Source organism: Burkholderia sp. Bmkn7, from assembly GCF_041103175.1.
GTDB classification, from domain to species: Bacteria; Pseudomonadota; Gammaproteobacteria; order Burkholderiales; family Burkholderiaceae; genus Burkholderia; species Burkholderia cepacia.
In genome coordinates this window covers 2,742,738-2,765,134 of the sequence record NZ_JBGCUH010000002.1, presented here as the reverse complement: position 1 = coordinate 2,765,134, position 22,397 = coordinate 2,742,738, and the positions used below count along the sequence as shown (strand labels likewise).

At 68.3% G+C, this 22,397-nt stretch carries 19 protein-coding genes and 1 pseudogene; 11 read left to right on the top strand and 9 right to left on the bottom strand.

Annotated features, from left to right (window positions below; all coding sequences use genetic code 11):
• Nucleotides 1–102: 102 nt before the first annotated feature.
• The 3 genes from AB3K92_RS18300 to AB3K92_RS18290 form a co-directional block, all read right to left on the bottom strand.
• Complete coding sequence (locus tag AB3K92_RS18300; RefSeq protein WP_165581543.1) at nucleotides 103–564, bottom strand: cupin domain-containing protein; 462 nt, start codon at nucleotides 562–564, stop codon at nucleotides 103–105.
• 92 nt (nucleotides 565–656) lie between these two features.
• Entirely contained in the window at nucleotides 657–989 is a 333-nt protein-coding gene (locus AB3K92_RS18295) for a cupredoxin family copper-binding protein (RefSeq protein ID WP_021163625.1), read from the bottom strand.
• Between the two features lie 25 nt (nucleotides 990–1,014).
• Entirely contained in the window at nucleotides 1,015–1,959 is a 945-nt protein-coding gene (locus AB3K92_RS18290; RefSeq protein ID WP_369465575.1) for a metallophosphoesterase, read from the bottom strand.
• Nucleotides 1,960–2,214: 255 nt separating this feature from the next.
• Here AB3K92_RS18290 and AB3K92_RS18285 point away from each other — a divergent pair.
• From AB3K92_RS18285 to AB3K92_RS18270, 4 genes and pseudogenes are all read left to right on the top strand, one after another.
• Nucleotides 2,215–2,553: pseudogene (locus AB3K92_RS18285) on the top strand (inorganic phosphate transporter); the annotation flags it as partial.
• Nucleotides 2,554–2,745: 192 nt separating this feature from the next.
• The gene (locus AB3K92_RS18280; protein ID WP_021163622.1) at nucleotides 2,746–4,500 is read left to right on the top strand and encodes an ABC transporter permease subunit; all 1,755 of its coding nucleotides are present in this window, start codon (nucleotides 2,746–2,748) and stop codon (nucleotides 4,498–4,500) included.
• Between the two features lie 11 nt (nucleotides 4,501–4,511).
• Nucleotides 4,512–5,858 (top strand): AAA-associated domain-containing protein, encoded by a 1,347-nt coding sequence (locus tag AB3K92_RS18275; RefSeq protein WP_021163621.1) that lies wholly within the window; start codon nucleotides 4,512–4,514, stop codon nucleotides 5,856–5,858.
• 76 nt (nucleotides 5,859–5,934) lie between these two features.
• Complete coding sequence (locus AB3K92_RS18270) at nucleotides 5,935–6,189, top strand: hypothetical protein (protein WP_369465574.1); 255 nt, start codon at nucleotides 5,935–5,937, stop codon at nucleotides 6,187–6,189.
• Between the two features lie 17 nt (nucleotides 6,190–6,206).
• Here AB3K92_RS18270 and AB3K92_RS18265 read toward each other — a convergent pair whose 3' ends face one another.
• Both AB3K92_RS18265 and AB3K92_RS18260 read right to left on the bottom strand, forming a co-directional pair.
• Nucleotides 6,207–6,605 (bottom strand): DUF3331 domain-containing protein, encoded by a 399-nt coding sequence (locus AB3K92_RS18265; RefSeq protein WP_021163619.1) that lies wholly within the window; start codon nucleotides 6,603–6,605, stop codon nucleotides 6,207–6,209.
• 44 nt (nucleotides 6,606–6,649) lie between these two features.
• Entirely contained in the window at nucleotides 6,650–7,942 is a 1,293-nt protein-coding gene (locus tag AB3K92_RS18260; RefSeq protein WP_369465573.1) for an NAD(P)/FAD-dependent oxidoreductase, read from the bottom strand.
• Between the two features lie 148 nt (nucleotides 7,943–8,090).
• Here AB3K92_RS18260 and AB3K92_RS18255 point away from each other — a divergent pair, with 148 nt between their 5' ends.
• A complete protein-coding gene (locus AB3K92_RS18255; protein WP_048021972.1) occupies nucleotides 8,091–8,744 on the top strand; it encodes a TetR/AcrR family transcriptional regulator in 654 nt (217 codons plus the stop codon).
• A gap of 22 nt (nucleotides 8,745–8,766) precedes the next feature.
• On the opposite strand, the gene AB3K92_RS18250 is transcribed toward AB3K92_RS18255, so the two are convergent.
• Nucleotides 8,767–9,678, bottom strand: a complete 912-nt coding sequence (locus tag AB3K92_RS18250; RefSeq protein ID WP_059497090.1) for a LysR family transcriptional regulator — start codon at nucleotides 9,676–9,678, stop codon at nucleotides 8,767–8,769.
• 108 nt (nucleotides 9,679–9,786) lie between these two features.
• Here AB3K92_RS18250 and AB3K92_RS18245 point away from each other — a divergent pair, with 108 nt between their 5' ends.
• Nucleotides 9,787–10,548 carry an SDR family NAD(P)-dependent oxidoreductase gene (locus tag AB3K92_RS18245; protein WP_369465572.1) on the top strand — a complete coding sequence of 254 codons (762 nt, stop codon included), beginning with the start codon at nucleotides 9,787–9,789 and terminating at the stop codon, nucleotides 10,546–10,548.
• 54 nt (nucleotides 10,549–10,602) lie between these two features.
• Here the strand turns inward: AB3K92_RS18245 and soxR are convergent, their stop codons facing one another.
• Nucleotides 10,603–11,082, bottom strand: a complete 480-nt coding sequence (soxR, locus tag AB3K92_RS18240; RefSeq protein ID WP_021163951.1) for a redox-sensitive transcriptional activator SoxR — start codon at nucleotides 11,080–11,082, stop codon at nucleotides 10,603–10,605.
• Between the two features lie 80 nt (nucleotides 11,083–11,162).
• On the opposite strand from soxR, the gene AB3K92_RS18235 reads away from it, so the two are divergent.
• The 3 genes from AB3K92_RS18235 to AB3K92_RS18225 are packed head-to-tail and all read left to right on the top strand — an operon-like array spanning nucleotide 11,163 to nucleotide 17,036.
• A complete protein-coding gene (locus tag AB3K92_RS18235; RefSeq protein ID WP_369465571.1) occupies nucleotides 11,163–12,329 on the top strand; it encodes an efflux RND transporter periplasmic adaptor subunit in 1,167 nt (388 codons plus the stop codon).
• A 13-nt stretch (nucleotides 12,330–12,342) separates the two neighbouring features.
• Nucleotides 12,343–15,516 carry an efflux RND transporter permease subunit gene (locus AB3K92_RS18230; RefSeq protein WP_369465570.1) on the top strand — a complete coding sequence of 1,058 codons (3,174 nt, stop codon included), beginning with the start codon at nucleotides 12,343–12,345 and terminating at the stop codon, nucleotides 15,514–15,516.
• Nucleotides 15,513–17,036 carry an efflux transporter outer membrane subunit gene (locus AB3K92_RS18225; protein ID WP_369465569.1) on the top strand — a complete coding sequence of 508 codons (1,524 nt, stop codon included), beginning with the start codon at nucleotides 15,513–15,515 and terminating at the stop codon, nucleotides 17,034–17,036. Before AB3K92_RS18230 ends, AB3K92_RS18225 begins: the two co-directional genes overlap by 4 nt.
• Nucleotides 17,037–17,091: 55 nt before the next feature.
• Here AB3K92_RS18225 and aceE read toward each other — a convergent pair whose 3' ends face one another.
• On the bottom strand, nucleotides 17,092–19,776 hold the full coding sequence (gene aceE, locus AB3K92_RS18220) for a pyruvate dehydrogenase (acetyl-transferring), homodimeric type (protein ID WP_369465568.1): 2,685 nt from the start codon (nucleotides 19,774–19,776) through the stop codon (nucleotides 17,092–17,094).
• 173 nt (nucleotides 19,777–19,949) lie between these two features.
• On the opposite strand from aceE, the gene AB3K92_RS18215 reads away from it, so the two are divergent.
• On the top strand, nucleotides 19,950–20,405 hold the full coding sequence (locus tag AB3K92_RS18215) for a MarR family winged helix-turn-helix transcriptional regulator (RefSeq protein ID WP_027789419.1): 456 nt from the start codon (nucleotides 19,950–19,952) through the stop codon (nucleotides 20,403–20,405).
• An 18-nt stretch (nucleotides 20,406–20,423) separates the two neighbouring features.
• On the opposite strand, the gene AB3K92_RS18210 is transcribed toward AB3K92_RS18215, so the two are convergent.
• Nucleotides 20,424–21,542, bottom strand: coding sequence for a pyruvate dehydrogenase (locus AB3K92_RS18210; RefSeq protein WP_369465567.1), 1,119 nt, complete (start codon nucleotides 21,540–21,542; stop codon nucleotides 20,424–20,426).
• Nucleotides 21,543–21,646: 104 nt separating this feature from the next.
• On the opposite strand from AB3K92_RS18210, the gene AB3K92_RS18205 reads away from it, so the two are divergent.
• Nucleotides 21,647–22,294 carry a glutathione S-transferase family protein gene (locus tag AB3K92_RS18205; protein ID WP_021162279.1) on the top strand — a complete coding sequence of 216 codons (648 nt, stop codon included), beginning with the start codon at nucleotides 21,647–21,649 and terminating at the stop codon, nucleotides 22,292–22,294.
• Nucleotides 22,295–22,397: the final 103 nt, after the last annotated feature.

The window sequence follows — 22,397 nt, the reverse complement described above, 5'->3', positions numbered from 1 at the left end:
CGGCGCTTCGGCCCTTAGGCCCTTAGGCGCGGTGGTCGGCGTCGCGAAGCCGGCGCCCGGCGCGCGCGCCGTGCTTCGCGTTGCATCCGCAAGCGACCGGCGTCACGCGTCCGGGTAAGGCGTGCCGTCCTTGTGCAGGAACCGGCCGTCGCGGCTCGGGCTCATCATGTCGATGTCGGCGCAGGTGATCACGTCGTCCGGCGAGCGCGAGCCGACCTCGAGATAGACGGCGAGCGCCTCCGACCGGTTGACCAGGTGATGGCCGTTGCCGGAGCCTTTCGGAAACGCCGCGCAGTCGCCCGCGCGCAGCACGGTTTCGCCGTCGTCCTCGATCATCACGAGTTCGCCTTCGAGCACGTAGACGAATTCGTCTTCGTTGGAATGCCAGTGGCGCTGCGCCGACCAGCCGCCCGGCGGCACGCGCATCAGGTTGACGCCGAAATCGCGCAACCCGCCGGCGTCGCCGACGCGCTGGCGGATGCGCTGCGCGCACGGCGCGTCGAACGGCGGCGGATAGCCGCTGCCGCGGCGTTCGGGCACGGCGCTGAGATCGATCCTGGGCATGGGCGGCTCCGTCGGCCACGCGGGCGAATGGGATGCGGGCATTGTAGGCGCCGCTGCCCGCCATTCGTCCGCGCGTGTCGTGGTGCGCCGCGTCATTCCACCGTGATGGTCTCCTTCATGTACGGGTGAATCCCGCAGAACACCTTGTAGACGCCCGGCTTGTCGAAGCGGAACGAGTACGTGTCGCCCTGGTCGAGCGCCGACGAGTGAAAGATGCCGGCGTCGTTGACGACCGTATGCGGTTCCCCGTCGAGGTTCTTCCATGTGACGGTCGTACCGGCCTTGATCGTGGTCGACATCGGCGAAAACATGAAATTGCGGATCGTCACGAGCGGGCCGTCCGGGCCCTGGGCGAATGCGGCGAGCGGGGCGGTGGCGCATAGGATCAGCGCCGCGACGAGGCTGGCGTGCTTGAAGCGGGTCATGTCGGTCTCCTTGCGGTTCGGTGCGTCAGGCCAGCGTTGCATCGTGCAGCGACGACGCAACCGGATGGCCCGCGAATTCGACGGTCGTCACGCCGAGCATCGCGGGCAGCCGGTCGCGCGGCACGGTGAGCGGCACGGGGCCCGGGCCGTTGCCGGCCGTCGGCTGCGGGAACGCGGTGGAGCGCGCGGTGTGGAACGTCACGTTGCCCTCGACCTTCGACACGATCTGGTGGATGTGTCCGTTCAGCACGGTGACCGAGCCGAAGCGCCGCAGCAGCGCCATCGTCTGCGGCGCGTCGCCGGTGCCCCAGCCCCACGGCTCGTAGATGGTCCACATCGGCATGTGCGAGAACACGACGATCGGCGTGCTCGACGAGCGGCCCTTGAGATCCTGCGCGAGCCACGCGAGCTGGTCGTCGCCGAAGCTGCCGAGCCCGTTCGGCTTGAAGTGCATCACGTTGACTAGGCCGATGAAGTGCACGCCCGCGTGATCGAAGCTGTAATAGCCGCGGTTGTCCGACGCCTTGCCGAACCGGCTGAAATATTCGGCGCCCGAACCGTCGGTGACGTCGTGCTCGCCGGGCACCGTATGCAGTTCCGGCACGCGCAGCGCGGACAGCAGCTGCGACGCGTGGTCGAACTCCTCGGCCTTGGACAGGTGCGTGATATCGCCCGTGTGGATGGCCAGCGCGGGCATCGCCGGCATCCCGTTGACGAGTTCGATCGTCTGCTTGAGCGTGGCCGATACATCGGGATTCGCATTCTTGTTGAAGCCGATGTGCGTGTCGCTGACCTGCACGAACAGCGGCTTGCCCGCGTTGGCCGGGAGCGCGTCGCCGGTCTGCGCGAGCGCCAGGTCGAACGGCGTCAGGATGCCGCCCGACAGCGTAAACAGCGTGCCGAGGCCGCCGAAGGCCATGCATTGCAGGGCCTTGCGGCGCGACGGGCGGGTGGGGGTCGATGAAGACATGGGAGCCTCGCAATCGTGTGACGAAACGGGACGGCCGGATCGTCCTGGAATAAACCGGCGCCTTCGCGTGCCATACCGGCGAAGCGGCGGATTTATTCCCGCGCGCGACACGGTCGATCACCCGTGTTCACGGATTGCGCGGCAATGCGCTGTTCCTGAAAGATGACCTGTCAATGTCCTGTAAGTGACACGTCACATTTGCGTCACGGCCGATCGATAGCCTGCCACTCCGAGTCACCTCTCCGGAGCCCCTTCATGCCGAATCTCGCGGCAACGGAAACCAGCGGTGCGGTCAGCAACCGCACGCGTGCCGTCAGCCTCGCGCTGTTTTTTCTGATCATTGCCTGCGGCATCGTCTACGTCGGTGTTCATCTCGGTGCCGATCTCAGCCCCGTCAAGGAAAGCTCGGTCCTCCCGTTCCTGCTGCTGATCGTCGCGCTGCTGATCGCGCTCGGCTTCGAATTCGTGAACGGCTTTCACGACACCGCGAACGCGGTCGCAACCGTCATCTATACGCATTCGCTCGATCCGCACCTCGCGGTCGTGCGGTCGAGCCTCCGGAACCTGTTCGGCGTGCGCGTATCGAGCGGCTCGGGCCTGCGCCGGGATGCAGTGCATAGCCTGTTGCTCGCATGGGTGCTGACGCTGCCCGCATCGATCGCGCTGTCGGCGGCGTTGTACTGGGCGCTGCACCGGCTGTTCTGATTCGCGCCGGGGGGCGCGACGCCCGGCCGCGCGGGACGCGGCCGGACCCATCGACTTTCAATTCGACACAAGACGCTACCGATGGATCTCCGTTTCTTCGACCCGAACCGTACCGCCAACGCGTCCGCGTGGCGCGTGCTCCCCAATCGCTGGGACGCCGTCGCGTTTCCGCTGATCATCGGCATACTCGCGATGGCGATCGTCGGTTTTCACCAGACGATGGCGCCGATCGGCGTACTGCAGACGCAGAAGATCTCGCTCGATCCGTCGAACCTGCCCGAATACGCGTTGCGCACCACGCTGCGGATGCTCGCCGCGATGGTCGCGTCGCTCGCGTTCACGCTCGTCTACGGCACGCTCGCGGCCAAGAGCCGCCGCGCCGGCATGGTGCTGATCCCGATCCTCGACATCCTGCAGTCGGTGCCGGTGCTCGGCTACATCTCGTTTACCGTCACGTTCTTCCTCGCACTGTTTCCGGGCCGCGTGCTCGGTGCCGAGCTGGCCGCGATCTTCGCGATCTTCACGAGCCAGGCGTGGAACATGACGTTCAGCTTCTACCAGTCGCTGCGCACGGTGCCGCGCGACCTGAGCGAAGTGTCGCGCGGCTTTCACCTGACGCCGTGGCAACGCTTCTGGAAGCTCGAAGTGCCGTTCTCGATGCCGGGCCTGATCTGGAACATGATGATGTCGATGTCGGGCGGCTGGTTCTTCGTCGTCGCATCCGAGGCGATCACCGTCGGCAACCAGACGATCACGCTGCCGGGCATCGGCGCGTATCTCGCGCAGGCGATCTCCGACAAGAACCTCGGTGCGGTCGGCTGGGTGATCGTCGCGATGTCGGTCGTGATCCTCGCCTATGACCAGTTCCTGTTCCGCCCGCTCGTCGCGTGGGCCGACAAGTTCCGGATGGAGAACACCGCGTCGGGCGATGCGCCGCAATCCTGGCTGCTCGACATGATGCGCCGCACGCACCTGATCCATCAGCTGCTCGTGCCGGCCGGCTGGCTGCTGTCGCAGGCCGCGCGGATTCCGCTGCGCGCGCCGTCGCTTCAGGGCACGCGTGCGCGCGGCGCATCGGCGCGCCGCTCGTCGCGCATCGGCGACATCGTGTGGGGCGCGTTCGTGATCCTGCTGACGCTGTACGTCGCGTGGCGCGTCGTCAGCTTCGTCGCGACCGGCGTGACGATGGGCGAGGTCGGCCACGTGCTCGGGCTAGGGCTCGTCACGCTGCTGCGCGTGCTGGTGCTGATCGCGATCGCGTCGCTGGTCTGGGTGCCGCTCGGCGTGCTGATCGGGCTGCGCCCGAAGCTGGCGGAGAAGATCCAGCCGCTCGCGCAGTTCCTCGCGGCGTTCCCGGCGAACCTGCTGTTCCCGGTGTTCGTGATCGTGATCGTCCACTTCCACCTGAATGCCGATATCTGGCTGTCGCCGCTGATCGTGCTCGGCACGCAGTGGTACATCCTGTTCAACGTGATCGCCGGCGCGATGTCCTACCCGAACGACTACAAGGAAGCGACGAAGAATTTCCGCATCCGTGGCTGGCAGTGGTGGCGGCAGGCGATCCTGCCCGGCATCTTCCCGTACTACGTGACCGGCGCGATCACCGCGTCGGGCGGCGCGTGGAACGCGAGCATCGTGTCCGAGTTCGTGCAGTGGGGCGACACGAAGGTCGTCGCGCACGGCCTGGGCTCGTACATCGCGCAGACCACCGCCGCCGGCGATTTTCCGAAGATCATCCTGGGCATCGCCGTGATGTCCCTGTTCGTCACCTTGTTCAACCGTCTGCTGTGGCGTCCGATGTACGCCTATGCGGAATCCCGGCTCCGTCTCGATTGAGAGTAAGCGCGATGCAAAATTCGAACGTTATCAACGCCCCCGTCAAGACGTCCCAGCCGCTGCAGCCGCCGCGCCTCGGCGAAGAAATCCTGCGCGTGGAGCACGTGAGCCGCGGCTTCAACAAGACGCAGGGCGAACTGCTCGTGCTCGACGACGCGAACCTGTCGCTGCGCGAAGGCGAGATCGTCGGCCTGCTCGGCCGTTCCGGCTCGGGCAAATCGACGCTGCTGCGCATCATCGCCGGGCTGATCGAGCCGACCGGCGGCGAGGTGACCTACCTCGGCAAGCCGCTGCGCGGCCCGGCCGAAGGCGTCGCGATGGTGTTCCAGACCTTCGCGCTGTTCCCGTGGCTCACCGTGCTGCAGAACGTGGAAGCCGGGCTGGAAGCGCTCGGCGTCGGCGCACGCGAGCGGCGCGAGCGTGCGCTCGCCGCGATCGACCTGATCGGTCTCGACGGTTTCGAGAACGCGTACCCGCGCGAGCTGTCGGGCGGCATGCGCCAGCGTGTGGGCTTCGCGCGCGCGCTGGTCGTCGATCCGACGATCCTGCTGATGGACGAGCCGTTCTCCGCGCTCGACGTGCTGACCGCCGAGACGCTGCGTACCGACCTGCTCGATCTTTGGACGCAGGGCCGCATGCCGATCAAGTCGGTGCTGATCGTTACGCACAACATCGAGGAAGCGGTGTTCATGTGCGACCGGATCCTGGTGCTGTCGTCGAACCCGGGCCGTGTGATCGCCGAGATCAAGGTGCCGTTCAAGCATCCGCGCAACCGGCTCGACACGGATTTCCGCAAGCTCGTCGACGACATCTACGCGAAGATGACCGCCCGCCAGACCGGCGAGGCGACGAAGAAGGGGCTGGAGCTCGGCAGCTGGATGCCGCGCGTGTCGACCAACCTGATGGCCGGCCTGATCGAAACGTTGGCGATGGCGCCGTACCATGGCCGCGCGGACATGCCGGAAATCGCGCGCACGCTGCACCTCGAGGTCGACGAACTGTTTCCGATCGCCGAAGTACTGCAATACCTCGGCTTCGCGGACGTGCGGGAAGGGGACGTGTTCCTCACGCCGCCGGCGCGTGTGTTCGCGGAGTTCGGTACGCAGGAGCGCAAGCTGATGTTCGCGGACCACTTGCTGAAGCACGTGCCGCTGGCTGCACGGATCAGGAAGGTGCTGAACGAGCGTCCGGGCCATCGCGCGCCGCGCGTGCGCTTCGAGCAGGAGCTGGAGGATTTCCTGTCCGATGAAGCCGCCGAGGAAACGCTCGACGCGGTGATCGACTGGGGGCGTTACGGCGAAGTCTTTTCGTACAACGACAAGACGGAAGTGTTCAGTCTCGAGGATGTCGAGAGCTGAAGTCCGTGCCCGAATGGCGAGCGATCGTCATTCGGGCAAATCGCGGCTGTTGGCGTGCTGCTCGATTCCGCCGGTATTGAGCGATTCGATCCTCTCCATCCGCTGCCTTGCCAGCTCGGGCAACCGGTTCGTCACGCCGATCACGAGCGCTTCGGCGAGCGCGAGCGCCGGCAGGTTGGTCTACAGCATCGCGAACGGCTGCCGCTGGATCCGCAGCACGATCTCCGCACATTCCCCGATCGGCGAATGCCATTCGTCGGTGACCAGCAGCACGCGCGTGCCGAGCTGGTGTGCAGCTTGCGCGAACCGGATGCTGTCGCGCTGGTCCTGACGCGGTATCCCGCGCCTTCAGGCCGCCTCGGCGGGGCGGGCCGCGTCGATGCACGCGGCCAGCACCATCGCGGCGGCGTTGCCCGGCGTCGAGCCGAGCAATTGCGGCGCATAGACGCTGTCGCCGATCTCGATCGGCTGGCCTGACAGCGCACACACGCCGCGCTTGCGCGTGGTGAACAGCCGCCACTTCTGATAACCGTAGTGCCCGGTGCATGCGTCGCGCCAGGAAATCATCACGGTGTCGGCCGTGGGCCGCTCGAGTACGCTGATGGCCGGCTTGCTCGTCGCGTCCCACGACGGCAGCCGGTCGCGCGTGACGCTGCGCCGCCGCGGCGTGCCCCACGAGACGGACGGCATGTCGAAGCTGCCGATCGCGGCGACGGTCATGAGCCAGGGGGCGATACGGTTGTTCATGTCAGTTTTCCTCGAAACGTTACGCGGCACCGCGACGCGCGGCATCACGACAGGCGGATGCGCGGCCGCGCGCAGCCGTTGATCCGTTCGGCGATCCACAGCAGGCTCGCCTTGGAGAAGCCGTGCAGCGCCTGCTGGTGCCGCCGGTAGAGCATCAGGTGGCTGAACTGCGCGAGACGCCCCTGGATGAAGCCGCCACGAAAGAACCCGAACTGCCCGAGCGTGCCGAACGCGTCGTACTCGCTGATCGACACGAGCGCGCCGAAATCGTGGAACGCGAACGGCGGCATCGGCTTGCCGTCGAGCCACGCGGGCAGGTGCTTCGCGAGATGCTCGGCCTGCTGCGTCGCGACCTGCGCGGTGGGCGGCAGCGGTCGTTCCTGGCCGTCGGGCAACAGGCTCGCGCAATCGCCGATCGCGAACACGTGTTCGTCGCCCGTTGCCTGCAGCGTCGGGCCGACGACGATCTGGTTCGCGCGATTCGTGTCGAGGCCGCCGAGCGCCTGCATGAAATCGGGCGCCTTCACGCCGGCCGCCCACACCATCAGGTCGGCTTCCGCAAACGAACCGTCGCCGTAGTGAAAGCCGTTCGCGTCGGCCGACGTGACGCGGGTCGACGTCAGCACGTGAAAGCCGATCTGTTCGAGCCGTTGCTGTGCCGATGCGGAGATCTTCGGCGGAAATGCGGCAAGGATGCGCGGGCCGCTTTCAAGCAGCGTGAGCTGCAGCCGGTCGCGTACCGTTTCGTCGCCATAGGCTTGCGCCACTTCCAGCAGGCGGCTCAGCTCCGCGGCAAGCTCGACGCCGGTCGCGCCGGCACCGACGATCGCGACGCGGAACGGCTCGTCGCGCGCGATGCTGCGAAATACGCGCATCCGCAACGCTTCGTTGAAGGTCTCGGCCTGCGACTGGCTGTCGATGAAATAGCAGTGCTCGCGTACGCCCGGCGTGCCGAAATCGTTGGCCTGGCTGCCGAGCGCGAGGATCAGCACGTCGTATTCGAGTTCACGGGCGTCGAGCACGAGTTCGCCGTCCTGCGAGCGGATCTCGCCGAGCTGCACGCGGCGTCGCGCGCGATCGAGCCCCTTCAGTTCGCCGGGCTGGTACGTGTAGCCGTGATCGCGGGCATGGGCGAGGAAGATCACCTGTTGCTGCTGCACGTCGCGCGTACCGGCCGCGATCGTGTGCAGCATCGGTTTCCAGATGTGGGTCGGGCTGCGGTCGACGACGGTGACCTGTGCGCGCCCGGACCGGCCGAGACGCTCGCCCAGACGCGTGGCGAGCTGCAGTCCGGCGATCCCGCCGCCGACGATGACGATACGTGTAGGGGTTGCCATGGATAAATCATCACGTGATGAATAAGGTATGATCCTAGCGCTTCCCGGCTTCGTGTGTCAACGGAGCGGGGCAAATCACGCGGTTTCGGCGGTGTTGAAGCGGGGCCGGAACAGGCGCATTCGAATCGTTCAAGGAGAGCAGGGAAACGTGGCTGAAGTCACTGAGCGCGCGCCGGGCAAGCGGCGTATGCGAGGGCGGCCGCTGGCCGGGGCGTCCGTCGGACCGGACGTGATATTGCGGGCCGCGCGCCGTACGTTCGCGAAGCGGGGCTACGACGCGACGAGCGTGCGCGAGGTCGCGCGCGAGCTGGGCATCGACGCGGCGCTGATCGCCCATCATTTCGGTACGAAGGAAACGTTGTGGCTGGCCGTCGTCGAGCAGATCGTCGAGATCGCCGAGCCGATGTTCGATGCGCTGCGTGCGTTGCGCACGTCGCCGCTGTCGCATCGCGAACGCGTGCGGCGCGCGCTCGAGCTGTGCGTCGACCATGAGTTCGACGAGCCCGACATGGGCATGTTCTTCTCGACGGCGGCGACCGAAGTGGGCGGGCGGCTCGACCGGCTGCAGGAGCGGCTCGTCCGTCCGTATTACGACGTGATGTTCCCGCTGCTGGCGGACGCCGTGCAGGCCGGCGCGATTCGCGCGGTCGATCCGAACGTGCTGTTCTTCATGATCGCGACTGCGATCGGCAACACGGTGTCGTACAGCCACATCATGCTGGAGTTCACGTCGCTGCCCACGCAGCCGGACGCGTTCCGGCGTGCCGTGACCGACGCCGCGTTCAACCTCGTCGGCGACTGAGCGCCGCGCGCCACGCGCACACTCACGTCGCGGCAACCAGCCCCAGTTCGCGCACCGCGTTCCGCGCGGTCTCGCGCAACGCATCGACGAGCGGCGATGGCGTCCGGTACGCGATCGCCAGCTCGTACGCGAGCGGGCTGCCCGCACCCTTCAGTTCGCAGAACGTAATGCCTTTCGGTTGCATCGGCACGAACAGGCGCGGCATTAGCGCGACGCCGATACCGCCCGCGACGAGCCCGGCCGTCGTCTGCATCTGGCGCGGCTGCTGGACGACGCGCGGCGCGAAGCCGGCCTGCGCGCACGCGGTCACGAGCAGCGCATGCATGCCGGGACCGTGGTGCGCGGCGAACATGACCCACGGGTCGTCCGCCAGGTCGGCGAGCGTGATGTGCCGGCGGCGTGCGAGCCGGTGACCGTCGGGCAGCGCCGCGACCATCCGGTCGCGCAGCAGCGGCTCGACGCGCACGTCGCCCGCGTCGGCCACCGGCAGCACGACGAGGCCGACGTCCGTGCGGTCGTGGCGCAGCGCGAGCACCTGCTCGGCGGTCGTGCCTTCCTCGAGCTGGAAATCGACGCCTGGATGGCGCTCCTGGAACGCCCGCAAGATCAGCGGCAATAGCGCGTTGACGGTGCTGTCCACGAAGCGCAGCCGCAGCGTGCCGCCGAGGCCCGCGCCCGCGCGGCGGGCCGCGGCCACCGCGCGCTCGGCCTGTTCGAGCGCGCGCCGCGCTTCGAGCAGGAACGCCTCGCCGGCCGGCGTGAGCGTCGAGCCGCGGTTGTCGCGCTCGAGCAGCGAGACGCCCAGCTCGTCCTCGAGCTTGCGGATCGCCGCGCTGAGCGGCGGCTGCGCCATGTGCAGCCGCTCGGCCGCACGCCGGAAGCTGAGCGTCTCGGCAACCGCGATGAATTGCCTGAACTGGCGCAGATCGATCATGCGATACCTCTCGTGTATCAGTGGATCATCGAATTGGTATTTTACCTATCACCTCACCACGCCCAGACTTGCACTGTCGCCAATCGTCAACATTCGGGAGGGCAGGACATGACGGACAGTGAACGGCAACGGACGGCGATCGTCACGGGCGGGTCGAGCGGGATCGGCTTCGCGATCGCACGGCGGCTGGTGGAGGACGGGTATCGCGTCGCGATCGTCGGGCGCGACATGGCGCGGCTGGACGCGGCCGTCGCGCGTCTCGGCGCCGCGGCGATCGGGCAGGCCGCCGATTTGAGCGTGCGGCGCGAGGCCGAGGCGGCGGTCGCCGCGATCGTCGCGCAGTGGCCTTGCGTGGACGTGCTGGTCAACAACGCGGGGCCGACCGGCCGCGTGAGCGCGGACACGGAGGCGGGCGAGGCCGAGACTGTGTGGGATGCCGTGCTCGACGCGAACCTGAAAAGCCTGTTCGTGACGACCCTCGCCGTGCTGCCGCACCTGGCCGGGCGCGACGCGCGGATCGTCAACCTCGGCTCGATCGCGGCGCGCGCCGGCAGCCTGCTGCCGGGCGGCCTCGCATACGCGGCGGCGAAGGCCGGCGTCGAAGGGTTCACCGTCGCGCTCGCGCGCGAACTCGGGCCGCGCGGCACGACGGTCAATACGGTCGCGCCAGGCTATATCGCCGACACACGCTTCTTCGGCGACGGCGGTGTCGCGCCGGCCATCGCGGCGACGATTCGCGAGCAGACGCCGGCCGGCCGCGCCGGGCATCCGGACGACATCGCGGACGCGGTCGCGTGGCTCGCCGGGCCGCGCGCGTCGTTCGTCACCGGCGCGACGATCGCGGTGAACGGCGGCTGGCGCGTCGGGTGACGCCATCCGTACCGCCGGCCGGGCACGGCGTCGCGCGCCTCGCCCGGCCGCCGGTCATTCGAGGTCCGTGGGCGGCGCATCGCCGAGCCAGCGCCGCGCGCCGGGCCCGTTGCGGCCCGCGCGGTCTTCCGGGTTCGTCAGCTTGCAGCGCTTCAGCGACAGGCAGCCGCAGCCGATGCATTCGTCGAGGTTGATGTAGAGCCGCTGCAGCTCCTCGATCCGGCTCGCGACGCGTTGCTTCCAGCCGCGCGACAGCCGCTGCCAATCCTTGTTGCTCGGCGCGGTGTCCTCGGGCAGGCTGACGAGCTGCTCGGCGATCTCGTCGAGCGAATAGCCGATCTTCTGCGCGAACACGATGAACGCGATCAGCCGCAGCACCGCGCGCGAATAGTGGCGATGGCTCGAGCCGTTGCGGTGCGACTTGATGAGCCCGCGCGTCTCGTAGAACCGCAATGTCGACGCCGGCACGCCGCTGCGCGCGGCCACTTCGCGAATCGACATCAGCGGCCATTGCGGGATTTCCTGGATACCCATGACACCCCTCCGGGAAAGCTTGACTTGAAGTTAACTTCAACTTTTATGCTACGCGCCAGTTTAACCCGTCGCGAGGCATCATGCTCTCCTTATCCTTACGCAGGACGTCGCCTTTGGGCGCGGCCTGTGCACTGCTGCTGGCGTTGTCGGGCTGTCACGACGGCAAAGGCGCATCGTCGGCCCCGGCCCTTCCCGAAGTCGGCGTTGCCACCATCGCGCCGCGTACGATCCGCCTTGCGGACGAATTCAACGGACGCGTCGAAGCGGTCGACGCAGTCGAACTGCGGCCGCGCGTGAGCGGCTATCTGCAGCGCGTCGCCTACAAGGAGGGCGACCTGGTCGCGCAGGGCGCGCTGCTGTTCGAGATCGACCCGCGCCCGTACCGGATCGCACTCGATCGCGCGAACGCGCAGCTGCAGCGGGCTCGCGCGGCCGCGAGCCTCGCGAACGTCCAGCTCAAGCGCGTGCAGACGCTGATCGATGCGCATGCGACGTCGCAGGAAGAACTCGACAACGCGCGTGCCACGGCCGAGCAGGCACGGGCGGACCTGCAGGCGGCCGATGCGGCCGTCGCCGATGCGAAGCTCAATCTCGGTTTCACCGAGGTGCGTGCGCCGATCGCGGGCCGCGTCGGCCGCGCGGTCGCCACCGTCGGCAATCTGGCGCGCGCGGACGACACGCTGCTGACGACCGTCGTGTCGCAGAACCCCGTCTACGTGTATTTCGACTGCGACGAACAGAGCTACCTGCGCTACAACGCACGGCGTGCCGACCCGACGCATCGCGCGATCGGCGCCGATCCGGTTCGCGTGGGCCTCGCGAACGAGACGGGCTTCCCGCATGCGGGCACCGTCGATTTCCTCGACAACCGTCTCGACCCGCAGACGGGCACGATCCGCGCGCGCGTGCGGCTGCCGAATGCGGACCATGCGTTTACGCCCGGCCTGTATGCGCGCGTGCAGCTCGTCAGCGGCCGCGACCAGGATGCGCTGCTCGTCGACGACAAGGCCGTGCTCACCGACCAGGACCGTAAGTACGTCTATGTGATCGGCCCCGGCGACAAGGCGCTGCGCCGTGACGTGACGATCGGCCGCGGGCTGGACGGCGAGCGGATCATCGAGAAGGGGATCCAGGCGGGCGACCGCGTGGTCGTCGACGGCATGCAGCGGATCTACTATCCGGGCGCGCAGGTGAAGCCGAAGGCACTGCCCGCCCGTGCCGATGCCGGCGCGCCGGCCGCGCAGTGACGGGAGCGATACGATGGATTTCTCCCGATTCTTCATCGACCGGCCGATCTTCGCGGTCGTGCTGTCGATCGTCATCTTCGCGATCGGCCTGATCTCGATTCCGATGCTGCCCGCCGGCGAATACCCGGAAGTCGTGCCGCCGAGCGTCGTCGTGCGGGCGACGTACCCGGGCGCGAACCCGAAGGAAATCGCCGAATCGGTCGCCGAACCGCTGGAAGAGGCGATCAACGGTGTCGAAGGCATCATGTACATGAAGTCGGTCGCCGGGTCGGACGGCAGCCTGCAGGTCGTCGTCACGTTCCTGCAGGGCGTCGATCCCGACACGGCCGCCGTGCGCGTGCAGAACCGCGTGAGCCAGGCGCTGTCGCGCCTGCCCGACGAGGTGCGCCAGTACGGCGTGACCACGCAGAAGCAGTCGCCGACGCCGCTGATGTACGTGAGCCTCTATTCGCCGGACAACAGCCGCGATTCGCTGTACCTGCGCAACTACCTGACGCTGCACGTGAAGGACGAGCTGTCGAGGCTGACCGGTGTCGGCGACGTCGGCTTGTCCGGCTCCGGCGACTACGCGATGCGGCTGTGGCTCGACCCGAACCGGCTCGCGTCGCGCGGGCTGACCGCGAGCGACGTGATCGCCGCCGTGCGCGAGCAGAACGTGCAGGTGTCGGCCGGCCAGCTCGGTGCGGAGCCGACGCCGAAGAAAAACGACTTCCTCCTGTCGATCAACGTGCGCGGCCGGCTGCGCACGGCGCAGGAGTTCGGCGACATCGTGCTGCGCAGCGGCGACGACGGCCAGGTCGTGAAGCTGTCCGATGTCGCGCGCGTCGAGCTCGGCGCGGGCGACTACACGCTGCGCTCGTACTTCAACGACAAACAATCGGCCGTGGTCGGCATCTTCCTGTCGCCGGGGGCGAACGCGCTCGAAGTCGCGAAAGCCGTGTATGCGAAGTTCGACGAACTGTCGAAGCGCTTCCCGCCCGGCGTCGCGTACCGTCCCGTGTGGGATCCGACGGTATTCGTGCGCGATTCGATCCGCGCGGTGCAGCACACGCTGATCGAGGCCGTCGTGCTGGTCGTGCTCGTCGTGATCCTGTTCCTGCAGACGTGGCGCGCGTCGATCATTCCGCTCGTCGCGGTGCCCGTCTCGGTGGTCGGCACGTTCGCGTGGCTCTATCTGCTCGGCTATTCGATCAACACGCTGACGCTGTTCGGGCTCGTGCTCGCGATCGGGATCGTGGTCGACGATGCGATCGTGGTCGTCGAGAATGTCGAGCGCAACATCGCGCAGGGCTTGAGCCCGCGCGACGCCGCGCACCAGGCGATGCGCGAGGTGTCGGGGCCGATCGTCGCGATCGCGCTCGTGCTGTGCGCGGTGTTCGTGCCGATGGCGTTCATGTCGGGCGTCACGGGGCAGTTCTACCGGCAGTTCGCGGTGACGATCGCGATCTCGACGGTGATCTCCGCGATCAACTCGCTGACGCTGTCGCCCGCGCTCGCCGCGAAGCTGCTGCGTCCGCACGGCGCGCCGAAGGATGCGCTCACGCGCGGGCTCGACCGCGCGTTCGGCTGGCTGTTCCGTCCGTTCAACCGCTTCTTCGACCGCAGCTCGGATCGCTATCACGGCGTCGTCTCGCGCACGCTGAAGCGGCGCGGGATGGTGTTCGCGGTCTATGCGGCGTTGCTCGGGGCGACCGCGCTGCTGCTCAACGCGGTGCCGGGCGGCTTCATTCCGGTGCAGGACAAGCTGTACCTGTTCGCGGGCGCGAAGCTGCCGGAAGGCGCGTCGCTGGCGCGCACCAGCGAAGTGACCGAGCAGATGACGAAGATCGCGCTCGGCACCGACGGTGTCGAGATGGTGCCGGCGTTTGCCGGGCTGAATGCGCTGCAGGGCGTGAACACGCCGAACATCACGAACTCGTACGTGATCCTGAAACCGTTCGACCAGCGCCATCGCAGCGCCGCGCAGATCAACGCGGACCTGAACGCACGCTTCGCGACCATCGGCGGCGGCATCACCTATGCGCTGATGCCGCCGCCGATCCAGGGCCTCGGCAACGGCTCGGGGTATTCGCTGTACCTGGAGGATCGCGGCGGGCTCGGCTACGGCGCATTGCAGAACGCGCTCACCGCGTTCCAGGCCGCGGTCGCGAAGACGCCGGGGATGAGCTACCCGGTCAGCTCGTACCAGGCGAACATCCCGCAGCTCGAGGTGAAGGTGGACCGGCTGAAGGCGAAGGCGCAGGGCGTCGCGCTGACCGACCTGTTCAGCACGCTGCAGGTCTATCTCGGCTCGATGTACGTGAACGACTTCAACCTGTTCGGCCGCGTGTACCGCGTGATGGCGCAGGCGGATGCCGGCCACCGGCAGACGGCCGCCGACATCGCGAACCTGCGCACGCGCAACGCGAAGGGCGAGATGGTGCCGATCGGCTCGATGGTGACGGTGGCGCCCGCGTACGGGCCCGACCCGGTCGTCCGCTACAACGGCTATCCGGCCGCCAGCCTGATCGGCGACGCCGATCCGAAGGTGATGTCGTCGTCGCAGGCGATCGAGAAGCTGCAGCAGATCGCGAAGGACGTGCTGCCGCCGGGGATCGTGCTCGAGTGGACCGACCTCAGCTACCAGCAGGTCACGCAGAGCAACGCGGCGATCGTCGTGTTCCCGCTCGCGGTGATGCTCGTGTTCCTCGTGCTCGCGTCGCTGTACGAGAGCTGGACGCTGCCGCTCGCGGTGATCCTGATCGTGCCCGTGTGCATCTGTGCGGCACTGTTCGGTGTGTGGCTGTCGGGGGGCGACAACAACGTGTTCGTGCAGGTCGGGCTCGTCGTGCTGATGGGGCTGGCGTGCAAGAACGCGATCCTGATCGTCGAGTTCGCGCGCGAGCTGGAAATCCAGGGAAAGGGCGTGATCGAGTCCGCGCTGGAAGCGTGCAAGCTGCGGCTGCGTCCGATCGTGATGACGTCGGTCGCGTTCATCGCGGGTTCGGTGCCGCTCCTGATCGGCGGCGGCGCGGGCAGCGAAGTGCGGGCCGCCACCGGCATCACCGTGTTCGCGGGGATGCTCGGCGTCACGCTGTTCGGGCTGTTCCTGACGCCCGTGTTCTATGTGGCGATCCGCAAGCTCGCGGGCGGCACGCCGGCCGTGTGGAGCGAACACCACGGCACCCTCGAAGGAGAAAACCGATGAGCGCCGCTTTCCGTCTTTCCGCGCTCGCGATGTCGGTGACGCTCGCCGCATGCGCGGTCGGCCCCGATTTCAGGCGGCCCGATACGGCCACGTCCGAGCGGTTTGCCCGCGACGCGCATCCGGCGGCGCCGCGCGACGCGTTGCCGTCCGGCAAGACGCCGGATACGCCGCCGGACGCGTCGGCCGATGCCGATGCCGCATTCTGGCGCGGTTTCGGCGATCCGCAGCTGACGCAGCTGATCGACACGGCGCTCGCGGCGAACCAGGATATCCAGGTCGCCGTGTCGCGCTACGACGCATCGAACGCGCTGCTGTCACAGGCCACGTTCGACCGCTACCCGACGATCACCGCGAGCGGGAAGATCGGCCATCAGCTGATGAGCAAGGACCAGGCGTTCGGGGCGCCGCGCAGCCAGCGCGATACGCCGACGTCCAGCGTCGGGATCAATGCGGCGTGGGAACTCGACCTGTTCGGCCGCGTGCGTCGTTCGATCGAGTCGCAGCGCGCGGAGACGGCCGCCAGCGCGGCGGACGTGCGCGCGGTGCGCGTCGCGATCGCCGGCGAGGTGGCGAGCACGTACGTCGACCTGCGCGGCTCGCAGGAGCGGCTGCGGATCGCACGCGAGAACGCCGACAACCAGAAGCAGACGCTCGCGCTGATCAATGCGCGCGTCGGCGCGGGGCGCGGCTCCGAACTCGATGCGGCGCGGGCGCGCGCGCAGTACGAATCGACGACGTCGCGGATCGCCGTGTACGAGGCGGCGATCGGCGTCGACGAGCACCGGCTCGCGGTGCTGACCGGGCAGACGCCGGATGCGCTGATCGGCCGCTTCGATCTCCCGAAGGCCGCCGCGTCGGCGGGCACGCCCGTGCCGCTGCCGGTGCTGGCCGCCGACATCGATCCCGGCACGCCGGGCGACCTGCTGCGGCGCCGGCCCGACGTCGCGGCCGCCGAGGTGCGGCTGCACGCGGCGACCGCGCGCGTCGGCGTCGCGACGGCCGACCTGTTTCCGCGCTTCACGCTGTCGGGCCTGCTCGGCAGCGCGACGAGCAGCTACGGGTTCTTCCGCGCTGGCAGCGATACGAACCTGATCGCGCTCGGCATCGACTGGTCGTTCCTCGACGTCGGCCGCGTGCGCGCACGGATCGCCGCGAGCGATGCGGAAGCGGCCGGGCAGCTCGCGCAATACCGGCAGACCGTGCTCGGGGCGCTGGAGGAAACGGAGAACGCGCTGCTGCGTGCGGCACGCACGCGTGACGAGACGGACCATCTCGTGCGGGCCGCGACCGACAGCGCGCGTGCCGCGCAACTGGCGCAGGCGCGTTTTTCGGCAGGCGCGATCGACTACTACGAAGTGCTCGACGCGCAACGCACGCTGCTGCAGGCGCAGGATGCGGCGGCCGACGGGCAGATGCGCAGTGCGGCGTCGACGGTCGCGCTGTACAAGGCGCTTGCGGGCGGCTGGCCGTCGGGAACGGGGGAGGGGCCGCACGGCCCGCTCGCGCAGGCGGGGCAGTAGCGCGGGCAAGGCGGCGCGGCAGGCCGACGCAACCTGCCTGCCGCGCGGCGCGTGACTACACGCTGGCCGGATCGATCTTGTCGATGTCGATGCCGTAGCGCCGGATGGCTTCGCCGACGCGTGCACGCGGGATCGCGCCGTCGTCGGCGAGCGCCTTCAGCGCCGCGACCACGATGAAGTGCCGGTCGACCTCGAAGAACGTGCGCAGCGCGTCGCGCGTATCCGAGCGGCCGAAGCCGTCGGTGCCGAGCGACACGAAGCGCCGGCCGTCGACGAACGCACGGATCTGGTCGCCGACGATCTTCATGTAATCGGTCGCGACGACCACCGGCCCCGTGCGGCCGTCGAGGCATTGCTGCACGTACGGCACGCGCGGCGCTTCATCGGGGTGCAGCAGGTTCCAGCGTTCGGCGGCCAGCCCGTCGCGGCGCAGCTCGTTCAGGCTCGTCGCGCTCCATACGTCGCTCGACACGCCGAAGTCCCGCGCGAGCAGGTCGCTCGCGGCGATCGCTTCACGCAGGATCGCGCCGCTGCCCATCAACTGCACGCGCGGCACGTCGGCCGCGCGCGACGCGCCTTCGCGCAGCAGGTAGAGGCCCTTGAGAATGCCGGCCTCCGCGCCGTCGGGCAGCGCCGGATGCGGGTAGTTCTCGTTGAGCAGCGTGATGTAGTAGTAGACGTCCTCCTGTTCCGCGAACATCCGCCGCAGGCCGTCGCGCACGATCACCGCGAGTTCGTACGCATAGGTCGGGTCGTACGACACGCAGTTCGGAATCACCGACGACAGCACGTGGCTGTGCCCGTCGTCGTGCTGCAGCCCTTCGCCCATCAGCGTCGTGCGGCCCGACGTCGCGCCGAGCAGGAAGCCGCGCGTACGCGCGTCGCCGGCCGCCCACGCGAGATCGCCGACCCGCTGCAGCCCGAACATCGAATAGAAGATGTAGAACGGGATCGCCGGCAGGCCGTGGTTGCTGTAGGCGGTACCGGCCGCGATCCACGACGCGATCGCACCCGATTCGTTGATCCCTTCCTGCAGGATCTGCCCGTCCTTCGCTTCCCGGTAGTAGCTGAGCTGGCCCGCGTCCTGCGGCGTATAGAGCTGGCCGAGATGCGAGTGGATGCCGATCTGGCGGAACAGCCCCTCCATCCCGAACGTGCGGGATTCGTCCGGCACGATCGGGACGACCAGCTTGCCGAGTGCCGGGTCCTTCAGCAGCGTGCCGAGGATTCGCACGAACGCCATCGTCGTGGACAGCGCGCGTTCGCCGCTGTCCTTGAGCTGCGCGTCGAACGCGGCGAGCGGCGGCACCGGCAGTGGCGCCACGTCGCTGAAGCGGGCCGGTACGTGGCCGCCGAGCGCGGCGCGGCGTTCCGCGAAGTAGCGTGCCTCGGCGCTGCCGGGTTCGGGTTTCAGGTACGGCAGGTCGTCGAGTTGCGCGTCGCTGACCGGCAGCGCGAAGCGGTCGCGGAACGCGCGTACGGCGTCCGCGCTCATCTTCTTCAACTGGTGGTTCACGTTCTGGCCTTCGCCGGCTTCGCCCATTCCGAAGCCCTTGACCGTCTTCGCGAGGACGACGGTCGGCCGCCCGGCCGCGTGCATCGCCTGCGTATAGGCCGCATGCACCTTTTCCGGATCGTGGCCGCCGCGCGCGAGTTTCCAGATGTCGTCGTCGGACAGGTCGGCGACGAGCTCGAGCAGCTCGGGATACTTGCCGAAGAAATGCTCGCGCACGTATGCGCCGCTCTGCGACTTGAAGGTCTGGTAGTCGCCGTCGACGCATTCCATCATGCGCTGACGCAGCAGGCCCGTTGTGTCGCGTTCGAGCAGGCGATCCCAGCCGCCGCCCCAGATCACCTTCACGACGTTCCAGCCCGCCGCGCGGAACGTGCCTTCGAGTTCCTGGATGACCTTGCCGTTGCCGCGTACCGGGCCGTCGAGACGCTGCAGGTTGCAGTTGACGACGAAGATCAGGTTGTCGAGCCGTTCGCGCCCGGCGAGCGAGATCGCGGCGAGCGATTCGGGCTGGTCCATTTCGCCGTCGCCGAGAAATGCCCAGACCTTGCGGCCTTGGTGCGCTTTCAGCCCGCGATATTCGAGGTAGCGCATGAAGCGCGCCTGATACGCGGCCGTGAGCGGCCCGAGCCCCATCGACACGGTGGGGAATTGCCAGAAATCCGGCATCAGCCGCGGATGCGGATACGACGACAGCCCGTCGCGTCCCGCTTCGCGGCCGGTCTCGCGGCGGAAGTTGTCGAGTTGCGCGTCCGTGATGCGGCCTTCCAGGTACGCGCGGCCGTAGATGCCGGGCGCCGAATGGCCCTGGATGTAGACCATGTCGCCGTCGAAGGTATCGGTGCGGCCGCGGAAGAAGTGATCGAAACCGACGTCGTACAGCACCGCGGCCGACTGGTAGGTCGCGATGTGGCCGCCGACGTTCGAATGCCGGCCGGCACGCAGCACCATCACCATCGCGTTCCAGCGAATCATCGCGTTGAGGCGCCGTTCGAGCGCGAGATCCCCCGGATAGGCCGGCTGCCGTTCGCGCGGCACCGTGTTCACGTACGCGGTCGTCACGCGGCCGTGCAGGTCGCCGTGGCGCGCCGCGTCGAGGTCGGAAAGCCGGTCGATCAGGTAATGCGCGCGCGGGCGGCCTTCGAGCGCGATCACGGATTCGAGCGCATCGAGCCATTCGCGGGTTTCCTGCGGGTCGATGTCGGGTAGCGCGAGAGGTGCGGTCATGCAATGTCTCCAGAAGCATAAGGCTGCGCGGGGCGGCGGTCGTGGCGCCGCATCGCGCGACGGGACGCCCGTCGATCGGCGGGCAGATGATTGCAATTGCAATCGTATGGCGGCAATTGTTATCGAGGTAAAATTTAATTGCAACTGCAATTCAATGAGAGGAACGACCTGACATGAGCGCACCCGAACCCGATCTGTGGTTCTCGTTCGTCCGCGCGCACCGGACGATGATTCGCGAAATCGAGCGCCGCCTCGCGGCTGCCGGCCTGCCGGCGTATGCGTGGTACGACGCGTTGTGGGGGCTCGAGAGCGGGCCCGACGGCACGCGCCGGATGCACGAGCTGGCCGACGTGCTCGCGATCGAGCGTTACAACCTCACGCGGCTGGTCGACCGGCTCGAACAGGAAGGGCTCGTCACGCGCGCCCGTTCGGCGGACGACGGCCGCGCCGCGTACGCGAGCATCACCGACAAGGGGCGCACGCTGCGCAAGAAGATGTGGAAGGTGTACCAGTCGACGGTCGCGGAACTCTTCCTCGATCAGTTCGGCGGCAAGGAGCAGGCGGCGATGGCCGCCGCGCTCGATCGTGCGACCGCCGCGGCGCGCGAGGCGGCAGCCGACGCGAAGTAGCGGCGGGCCGCCGGCGCGTCAGCCGCTCGCGTGGCGGCGCATCGCCTGCACGGCCCAGTCGGCAGGCACGCGGCCGTCGTCGGCCAGCACGCGTAGCGCGACCGCGGCGATCCAGCGTGCATTCGGCGCGCGTGCGCCGGTGTCCGGGGCCGCCGAGTCCGCACCGAGCGCCGCGAAGCGGGCCGGGACGAACGCGCCGATCTGCGCGGCGACGTGCCGCGCATAGCCCGTCACGGCGAGCACCGGCGTGCGGCTGTCGCCGATGCATCGGCGCACATGCGGGACCTGCGGCTCGTCGTGCGGATGCAGCAGGTTCCACCGGTCGGCCGCGTGACCGTCGCGGGCGAGCTGCGTGTAGCTCGGGCAGCTCCAGATCGTCGAATCGACGCGCCATTCGTCGCGCAGCAGATCGGCCGCCTCCTGCACCTGTGCCAGCGTGCTGCCTGCGCCGCACAGCCGGATCCGGGCGGCAGCGCCGGCCGCCGCCCGACGGCCGGCCCGCACCATGCCGCTGAACGCATCGCGGGCCGCGGTGGCCGACAGCGGTTTCGCGTCGGGCACGGGGTCGTCGTGGCTCGCGAGGTAGCAGAACCCCGGCTGGCCGGCGACATAAAGCGTTCGCAGCGCGTGGCGCAGGATCGCGATCGCCTCATGTCCCGAGGCCGGATCGTATGGCGTGCACGCGGGGTTCGCGGCCAGCCAGTGCGGGACGTCGGGCGTCACCCCTTTCGGCCAGAACGATGCGAGCGTTTCGGCATCGTTCACGAAGATCCCGCGGTCGACGGTTTCGATCGACGCCAGCCGCAGCCGGTCGGTCGCGCGTGCATGCAGCAGGTACAGCAGCGGCCGCTCGAACCGCTTGCGCGCATCGAGAAACCGCAGCGGCCACGCGCTGATGCGGCGATGCGCCCCCGCGTCTGCAAACGGCGCACGCGTGTCCGCTCGCACGATCCAGACGTGTTCCGATGTCGCCGCATCGCGTTCGAGGCAATCGGCGGCCGCGCGCATCGCGCCGAGCGGCGACACCGCACGGCCACGCGGCGCGAGACGCTGCGTCAGCAGTCTTTCTAGGCAGGCCACCGCGGCGCGGCGGGTGTCGGGCGTCCGCACGGGCGGACCGGATCGCGCAGTCTGCATGTCCCTCCTTCCGGTATTGGCATGTCGCCGGGGCGTCGGTTCCGGCATATGATTGCAATTGCAATGATTGTAATTGCAACGACAACCGGAAGACAAGGACCGACATGACTTCGACGCATTCCCTCACGTTCTATACGGCCGACACGCCGAACGGGCACAAGATCGCGATCTACCTGGAGGAGGCCGGGCTCGCGCACGAGCGCGTGCACGTGAACCTGTCCGCCGGCGAGCAGCGCAGCCCGGCGTATCTCGCGATCAACCCGAACGGCAAGATCCCGGCCATCGTCGACCACGACACCGGGCTGACCGTGTTCGAATCCGGTGCGATCCTCAGCTATCTCGCTGCGAAGACGCGTTTTCTGCATCCGGAAACGCTGGCCGAGCGCACGGCGGTGCAGCAATGGCTGCACTTCCAGATCGGCGGGATCGGGCCGATGCTCGGCCAGCTCTGGTGGTTCCTGCATGCATCGAAGACGGTCAATGCGCAAGCGATCGAGCGCTACCGGAACGAAGCGCGGCGCCTCTATGGCGTCGTGAACGGCCGATTGGCGGAATCGGCGTATCTCGCTTCGTCGCGGTACTCGATCGCCGACATCGCCGCGTTCCCGTGGCTGCGCGCGGCGGCCGAGCTCGATCTCGACCTTGCCGGCTACCCGCACGTCGAGCGCTGGCTCGCCGATATCGAGGCGCGGCAAGCCGTTCAGCGGGGCCTGGTCGCATGCCGCGCACCGGCGGCAGCGCGCGCGAACTGACGTCGCATCGCCCGCGCTGAACGGATGGCGCGGGCGGCAGCCGCCGGTCTGCCGGGAAACATTGTTCTCCTTCGTCGTAAACGTCTCGAATGCGTGATATTTG

Bases quoted from the DNA above. Each gene is read 5' to 3' on its own strand.
- AB3K92_RS18225 (WP_369465569.1), top strand. From the start codon at position 15,513: ATGAGCGCCGCTTTCCGTCTTTCCGCGCTCGCGATGTCGGTGACGCTC.
- AB3K92_RS18250 (WP_059497090.1), bottom strand. From the start codon at position 9,678: ATGATCGATCTGCGCCAGTTCAGGCAATTCATCGCGGTTGCCGAGACG.
- AB3K92_RS18245 (WP_369465572.1), top strand. From the start codon at position 9,787: ATGACGGACAGTGAACGGCAACGGACGGCGATCGTCACGGGCGGGTCG.
- AB3K92_RS18215 (WP_027789419.1), top strand. From the start codon at position 19,950: ATGAGCGCACCCGAACCCGATCTGTGGTTCTCGTTCGTCCGCGCGCAC.
- AB3K92_RS18260 (WP_369465573.1), bottom strand. From the start codon at position 7,942: ATGGCAACCCCTACACGTATCGTCATCGTCGGCGGCGGGATCGCCGGA.
- AB3K92_RS18295 (WP_021163625.1), bottom strand. From the start codon at position 989: ATGACCCGCTTCAAGCACGCCAGCCTCGTCGCGGCGCTGATCCTATGC.
- AB3K92_RS18210 (WP_369465567.1), bottom strand. From the start codon at position 21,542: ATGCAGACTGCGCGATCCGGTCCGCCCGTGCGGACGCCCGACACCCGC.
- AB3K92_RS18230 (WP_369465570.1), top strand. From the start codon at position 12,343: ATGGATTTCTCCCGATTCTTCATCGACCGGCCGATCTTCGCGGTCGTG.
- AB3K92_RS18280 (WP_021163622.1), top strand. From the start codon at position 2,746: ATGGATCTCCGTTTCTTCGACCCGAACCGTACCGCCAACGCGTCCGCG.
- soxR (WP_021163951.1), bottom strand. From the start codon at position 11,082: ATGGGTATCCAGGAAATCCCGCAATGGCCGCTGATGTCGATTCGCGAA.
- AB3K92_RS18265 (WP_021163619.1), bottom strand. From the start codon at position 6,605: ATGAACAACCGTATCGCCCCCTGGCTCATGACCGTCGCCGCGATCGGC.
- AB3K92_RS18300 (WP_165581543.1), bottom strand. From the start codon at position 564: ATGCCCAGGATCGATCTCAGCGCCGTGCCCGAACGCCGCGGCAGCGGC.
- AB3K92_RS18290 (WP_369465575.1), bottom strand. From the start codon at position 1,959: ATGTCTTCATCGACCCCCACCCGCCCGTCGCGCCGCAAGGCCCTGCAA.
- AB3K92_RS18235 (WP_369465571.1), top strand. From the start codon at position 11,163: ATGCTCTCCTTATCCTTACGCAGGACGTCGCCTTTGGGCGCGGCCTGT.
- aceE (WP_369465568.1), bottom strand. From the start codon at position 19,776: ATGACCGCACCTCTCGCGCTACCCGACATCGACCCGCAGGAAACCCGC.
- AB3K92_RS18205 (WP_021162279.1), top strand. From the start codon at position 21,647: ATGACTTCGACGCATTCCCTCACGTTCTATACGGCCGACACGCCGAAC.
- AB3K92_RS18275 (WP_021163621.1), top strand. From the start codon at position 4,512: ATGCAAAATTCGAACGTTATCAACGCCCCCGTCAAGACGTCCCAGCCG.